Annotated in this window: 5 protein-coding genes and 1 pseudogene; 2 read left to right on the forward strand and 4 right to left on the reverse strand. The window is 42.8% G+C overall.

Features of this window, described 5'->3' with window-relative positions; all coding sequences use genetic code 11:
• Positions 1 to 150 precede the first annotated feature (150 nt).
• Together IM450_RS18665 and IM450_RS18670 are read left to right on the forward strand one after the other, a co-directional pair.
• Positions 151 to 444, forward strand: coding sequence for a DUF433 domain-containing protein (locus IM450_RS18665; RefSeq protein ID WP_002794978.1), 294 nt, complete (start codon positions 151 to 153; stop codon positions 442 to 444).
• 20 nt (positions 445 to 464) lie between these two features.
• Entirely contained in the window at positions 465 to 785 is a 321-nt protein-coding gene (locus IM450_RS18670) for a DUF5615 family PIN-like protein (protein WP_283159908.1), read from the forward strand.
• A gap of 262 nt (positions 786 to 1,047) precedes the next feature.
• Here IM450_RS18670 and IM450_RS18675 read toward each other — a convergent pair whose 3' ends face one another.
• The 4 genes and pseudogenes from IM450_RS18675 to IM450_RS18690 all read right to left on the reverse strand — a co-directional run.
• On the reverse strand, positions 1,048 to 2,316 hold the full coding sequence (locus IM450_RS18675) for a glycosyltransferase (RefSeq protein ID WP_287668354.1): 1,269 nt from the start codon (positions 2,314 to 2,316) through the stop codon (positions 1,048 to 1,050).
• Positions 2,316 to 4,058 (reverse strand): ABC transporter substrate-binding protein, encoded by a 1,743-nt coding sequence (locus IM450_RS18680; protein WP_287668352.1) that lies wholly within the window; start codon positions 4,056 to 4,058, stop codon positions 2,316 to 2,318. The genes IM450_RS18675 and IM450_RS18680 overlap by 1 nt, the downstream gene beginning before the upstream one ends.
• Before the next feature lie 432 nt (positions 4,059 to 4,490).
• Positions 4,491 to 5,630 (reverse strand): citrate synthase, encoded by a 1,140-nt coding sequence (locus IM450_RS18685; protein ID WP_287668350.1) that lies wholly within the window; start codon positions 5,628 to 5,630, stop codon positions 4,491 to 4,493.
• Positions 5,631 to 5,919: 289 nt separating this feature from the next.
• Positions 5,920 to 6,288: pseudogene (locus tag IM450_RS18690) on the reverse strand (Uma2 family endonuclease); the annotation flags it as partial.

Here is a 6,288-nt window from a genome sequence, read left to right on the forward strand (position 1 = left end):
TTTTCTAGTCAAACTATTAGAGCCAGTCTTAGGTTAAGTTGCCGAAAAAACATCTAGCCTAGGATTCCTCTAGCGACTAGATGCCATGATCAAGTCATGTCTGTCCCTGACTAAAATAGAATTAGCGATTTCCCTAAGAGACCTAATTCCATGACGATTATCACTCTTTCACGTTATGTCACCAGAAACAATGAGATTTTAGGTGGAGAGCCAATTATTGAAGGCACTCGCACATCTATTCGCGCAATCGTAGGTCTGTGGCGATTAGGTGTGATGCCAGAGGAAATTCCAACTCATTTACCTCATTTGACCTTAGCACAAGTGTTCGATGCCTTGAGTTTTTATTTGGATCATCAAGCAGAAATTAACGAGTACATTGAACGTAACCAAGTCCCCGATGAGTTGGTGCATCCTTCTGTAAAGGCAGCTTTGGGTAAGCTATGAGCATATTTGCTTCGCTTTACATGGACGAAGATATGTCGGCGTTAGTTGCAACACTTCTGCGTTCTCGTGGTTTAGATGTCACCACTGTTCCTGAGCAGTCAACTTTGGGCAAAACTGACAGCGAACAATTAGAATTTGCAGCTTCTTTAGGTAGATGTCTTGTCACCCACAACCGAGTTGATTTTGAACGATTGCATCTTCAATTCATAGAGGAAGGCAGAGAACATTGTGGAATTATTGTTGTCCCTCAGAAAACTGCCTACGAGGTCGTGCAACGGGTTGGTGTTTTAGTCAACACGTTGACTGTTGATAGTATTAATAATCAGTTACTATACGCATGATTTCTCCGCAAACTTACACTCTAAGCACAAGCCAGCTAACACGATGAAGCGGCGATGTTCTAGTTCATTCATCACCGCTGACCATTGCTGTTAGACAGAAATCCCAGAAATGTTCAATCTAATCTTTATGGTTCTTCGGTTTGTGTTAGGCCATGGACGGGTTATAAAGGGCGATTTTTGTCAATTGTTTTCGATAACGTTTTTAAAACCCGACACCCGACACCCTGTCCGCAGGAAAAACTTTTTTAGCAGACCCTGGTTATTATACCGATAGGACGGGTTGGCCAGTAGAAATGGCTTTTTCGACGATATCGGCGGCCATTTTCACTCCTCCAGTCTTCTGTAGTGCTTTTTGCATTCTCAGGGCATTTTCTCGGTAACTGGGGAAGGATAAGACCTTTTCAATCGCCTTTCGTAAACGGGGAGCTTCTAGACGGGAAATCGGAATCACTTCCCCTGTACCCGACCATTTTATCCGAGCAGATACCCCCGGTTGGTCGTTAGCGATGGGAATGGCCACCATCGGTACAGCTTGCGCTAGGGATTCTAGGGTAGTATTTAAGCCTGCGTGGGTGATAGTAAGAGAGGCTCTGGTTAAAAGCTCTAATTGGGGAGCGTAGGGAACAACTAGGGCGTTTTTGGTGGTTATTTGAATGTTAGAGTCGGTATTGCCCAAGGATAAAACTAATTGTACCGGCAAATCGGCACAGGCTTCGGCGATCGCATTAAAGGCCGATTGTAGGCGATTTTGAATTGTACCGAGGGAAGCATAAATCAAGGGTTGTCCGGTTAATTTTTCGTAGGGAAAAGGAATCGTTTTTCTGGTGGAGGAATCGTGAAAGGGACCCGTAAAGTGAAAGTGAGCGGGTAAATTTGACCGAGGAAACTCGAATTCGGCAGGTTGTTGGCTAATTTGGGCGATGGGTGAATAGCGTTGATTGATGTTTTGATAGGGAATTAACCCCCATTCTTGACGTTGCCGGTTGATTAACTCATTCAGGGGACGAGTCAGAGAGTCAAGGAGTTTATAGCCAATTTTATTGCGAATAACCCCGATAAATGAGGGATTATAGTCCCAAGTAGTCATAAAGGGCGGAATAAGCGGGTCACGATTTAAAACCAATGCCCCAGCAAAACTGACAAAGGGAATAGCTAATTTTTCTGCGATTGTACCCCCTGAGGGGGAGACTTGATCGACAATTAGGGCATCAATTCCCAAGCGACGCATCTCTTGAGGGATAGTTTCAAAGAGGGCAGCGGTAGAATTAGTCACTGATTGTACCGTGCGACGGACGGCGGCTGTTCCCCGTAATTGACCAATTTCGGCTAAACTTTTGGCTGATGTGCCTTTCGGATATTTGTCGGGTGCAATTGCCTGAAAATCTAACCCGGCTGCTTGCACCATTTCTTCACCATCAAGAGTTAGAAAACAGGTAACTTTATGACCGCGTTTTTGTAATTCTTTTCCTAAAGGTAGGAGAGGATTAATATGTCCAGAAGCGGTGGGACAAAGAATGCCAAAATGAGTCATTAAACACCTCCACAGGTTTTCTTTAATTCTTCTAGATTCCAGAATGCTCCACCCAAGGCGGAAAATTGTATTCCTTCAAAGCAGTTACGCACAGCCCCCAAAGCGAGGGGATTAACTAGATAAATAAACGGGACGTATTCCTGTTGAAGTTGTTGAATTTCATTATAGATAACTTTGCGCTTCTCAAAGTCTAATTCTTGGGAACCTTTGACGTATAAATCGGCGATTTTTTTCTCCCAATCCGCCGCTTGCCAGCCTTGAATCGGCGGGCTGCCGGGTTGAGGTTGTTGGTTAAAAGCGTGGAGATTTCCATCTACATACCAAATATTGGGGGCGTGGGGTTCGTTATCACCGGTAAAACCTAAAATATGGGCTTCCCAATCTAGACTATTACTCAGTTTATCAACTAAATTACTAAAAGCGATCGCTTGAAAATCCACTTGAATTCCTATTGCGGCTAAATCATTTTTAATTTGTGCCCCAATTGCTTCCCGGATTTTGTTACCCGCATTAGTAATCAGGTTAAATCTAACGGGATTATTATCAGCATCGACTAGCAGATTATCACTATTATACTTAAATCCCGCCTCTAATAATAATTCTTTGGCTTTTTCGGGATTATAATCGTAACCTTTCAGGGTTTGATCGTAAAAAGGCGATTGGATAGAAAGAAAAGAATTTTGTTCTTGTCCTAACCCTCGATAGATATCATCAATCATTCTTTGACGATTAATGCCGTAGGCAATAGCTTGACGGAAATTTAAGTTATTAAACCACCTGGATTTAATTGGATCTACTAGGGGTTTTCCGTCGCGTTTTCCTTGATTGAGATTAAAACCGATAAATTGGGTTCCGTAGGCAGGTCCCCCATTAAAAATAGTGAAATTTCCTCTTTCTTCTTCAGTTTTTAAGAGGGAGAAAAATTCGGGAGTTACCCCAATAGAATCTAAACTTCCCGAACGAAATTGCAGTAAAGTTGTATCCTGAGATTCAACAATTGCCCAAATTACTGAAGTTATATGAGGTAATTGTTGTCCCTGGGCATCTTTTTTCCAATAGTAAGAATTATTCTCAAAAATAATCCTTTGTCCCGTTATATATTCTTTTAGTTTATAAGCACCATTAAAAACAATTTTATCGGGAGGAGTATCTAACCCCCAAGTGGAGAGAAATTCTAACCTACCATCGGGGCTTTTTTTCTGAATAGTTTTTTCTAAAGCGTGTTTAGGTAAAATCGGTGAACTGACAGCATCTAAAAAAGGAGCAAAAGCTTCGGGTAGTTTAAATTCGATTCTGCGATTATCTAGTTTAGTGATAACTGGAAATTCTTTTTTTAATCCTATTCTTAAACTATCGCGGTAGTTGTTAGGAATATCAGGATTTAGATATAAGTCTTTATAGGTAAAAACCACATCATCAACGGTTAAGGGTTGACCATCCGACCATTTTAAACCCTCTCTGATAGTAAAAATAATGCTCAAATTATCATCGGAAATTGTCCAAGATTCTGCTAAGACCGGTTCTTTTTTGCCAGTAATGGGATTTTCTGTTAATAGTCCTTCGTAGGTTAAACCAAAAATATTCGGGGATTCGGCCGATAAAACAGCATTAAAGGTTTTTGGGTCACTTAATACCGATATGACCACTTGATTGCGTCTAACTTGATTACCACAAGCAGTTAGGGAAATCAGCAATAAACAAGAAATTAAAAATACCGTTAATCCCCGCCAAAATTTCACCATAATCTTTAATATTTTTCTATCCGACTATCTAGAAGTAAAGACCTTGCCTGGCTATATAGGGTTTGCTGAATAAATCTAAAAACCTTGTTGGGTAAGACTTTTAGACTTTTTGTCAATCAAAAAGTACCAGGTATGGGAGTGATCAGGGGGAAAATTCCTGGACTTTTTCCCTAAAAATTAGGTAATTGGCCACCTCAAAACCGGTAAAACCCCACACCCCACACCCCACACCCCACACCCCACACCCCACACCCTGCCCCCACCGAAAAACTTTTTCAGCAGACCCTATATACACCGAAACTGACCAAGCTGAAAGCCGATGGACTGTTTCCTTGCCCCATCAATATAACAGGAAATGAGACAAAAAATCTCGCCTAGGTGAGATTGACAAAGGCGAGAAACCGTGTTTCCATTAAGAATGGGAGATAAAATCTAAGAACGTTGTTCGATCGGTGTATAGGGGACATCGTGTTGTCCGGTGTAGATTTGGGTAGGACGGAAAATGCGGTTAGCATTTAATTGTTCTTTCCAGTGGGCCAACCAACCGGCCACCCGGGAGATGGCAAAAATCGGGGTAAATAAATCATTAGGGATGCCTAATTTCCGATAGACCAATCCCGAATAGAAATCCACATTAGGATAGATACCTTTTTCGCCGTAGATATCCACCACTGCTTGTTCTAATTCTAGGGCGATATCGTAGTATTCATCGGAACCCAATTCTGCGAATAATTGTTCGGCAAGGTTTTGTAAAATCGTCGCTCGGGGATCCTTAACTTTATATACCCGGTGTCCAAAACCCATAACTTTTTGTTTATTGGCGATACATTTTTCCACATAGGGACGAACATTAGCCACCGAACCGATTTCCTCTAACATTAACAATACTTCCTCGTTTGCCCCACCGTGGAGGGGGCCAGCGAGAGTTCCCACTGCTGAAGCGATGACACCGTAGGGGTCGGTTAAAGTGGAAGCCGTCACCATGGCCGAAAAAGTCGAGGCATTCATGGTATGTTCGGCGTGGAGAGTCAAACAGACATCGAAAACTTTCGCCGCTAAATCCGTCGGTCGTCTTTCCGTCAACATATAGAGGAAATTGGCCGCATAATCAAGGCTATCATTGGGCTGAATGGGATGATTACCTTTGCGAATTAATTGAAACGCCGCCACCATGGTGGGGATTTTCGCTAATAGCCGCACTACTGCCTGACGGATATATTCGGGATTATCCAAAGCCCGACGGGCATAGTATAAACCCAAAGCCGCCGCCGAAGTTTGTAGCGCATCCATGGGATGGCCTTTTTCGGGGAAGCATTTCATCATGTCTTCGATACGGTACTTGATGCGTCGATGATAACGGATTTCATCGGCAAATTCTTCCAGTTCCGCCCCCGTGGGCAGAACACCCCAGATAAGGAGATAGGCGGTTTCGAGGAAGGTACTTTTTTCGGCGAGTTCCTCAATCCGAATGCCCCGATACTCTAAGATTCCCTTTTGCCCATCCACAAAGCTGATACTCGATTGGGCGGCGGGAATTCCTTCTAAACCTGGCCGATATTCACAAACTGTCATAGTTCTACCTTTCCGTGGCGAAGATTAAGCCCTAACGCTAACTTACTTGATTTTTCCACCCTTACCGAAATTTTATAGAAATTCTTCGGTTCTGCCTCTCCTGTTCAGGATTGGGGAGAATTGGACGGAAATTAATCCTATTTAGCGATTGCTTCGTCGATTTAGTCAGCCCTGCCCTAGCGCATTTTTTCTGGGCTTACTGTTGCGACTCTAGCTAGTGGACTTGATATTTATCTACTTTCATTGTATCGAGACTATCTCGATCGACTTCATCAATCGATAATTTTTTTTAAATTTCTTCGGGATTAATATTTAATTCCCGCAGTTTTGCCGCTAACCTTTCGGCCCGTTGTCGTTCCGTTTCGGCCCGTTGTCGTTCCGTTTCGGCCCGTTGTCGTTCTTCGTTGTAACTGGTGAAAGGTTGACCATCGGGATAATACAAGAGTAACTCTGGTTGGGCCAATTGAAAACGAATGCCCAAGCGAGGACTTACCCAATTATCGAGATTTTCCAGACTTTCGAGCCGATTTTCCCGACGAATACAGCCACCCAAATCATTTTTATCGGGATTATAAATGTAGTATTCTTCCACACCATAACGGTCATAAAACAGTAGTTTTCTGGTCATTTCCGTTTGGGTATTACCCGGAGAGAGAAT

This window comes from Microcystis sp. M083S1 (assembly GCF_020246405.1).
GTDB classification, from domain to species: domain Bacteria; phylum Cyanobacteriota; class Cyanobacteriia; order Cyanobacteriales; family Microcystaceae; genus Microcystis; species Microcystis aeruginosa_C.

Excerpts from the sequence above, each read along its gene's own strand:
- IM450_RS18675 (WP_287668354.1), bottom strand. The coding sequence starts at position 2,316 with ATGACTCATTTTGGCATTCTTTGTCCCACCGCTTCTGGACATATTAAT.
- IM450_RS18685 (WP_287668350.1), bottom strand. The coding sequence starts at position 5,630 with ATGACAGTTTGTGAATATCGGCCAGGTTTAGAAGGAATTCCCGCCGCC.
- IM450_RS18680 (WP_287668352.1), bottom strand. The coding sequence starts at position 4,058 with ATGGTGAAATTTTGGCGGGGATTAACGGTATTTTTAATTTCTTGTTTA.
- IM450_RS18665 (WP_002794978.1), top strand. The coding sequence starts at position 151 with ATGACGATTATCACTCTTTCACGTTATGTCACCAGAAACAATGAGATT.
- IM450_RS18670 (WP_283159908.1), top strand. The coding sequence starts at position 465 with ATGGACGAAGATATGTCGGCGTTAGTTGCAACACTTCTGCGTTCTCGT.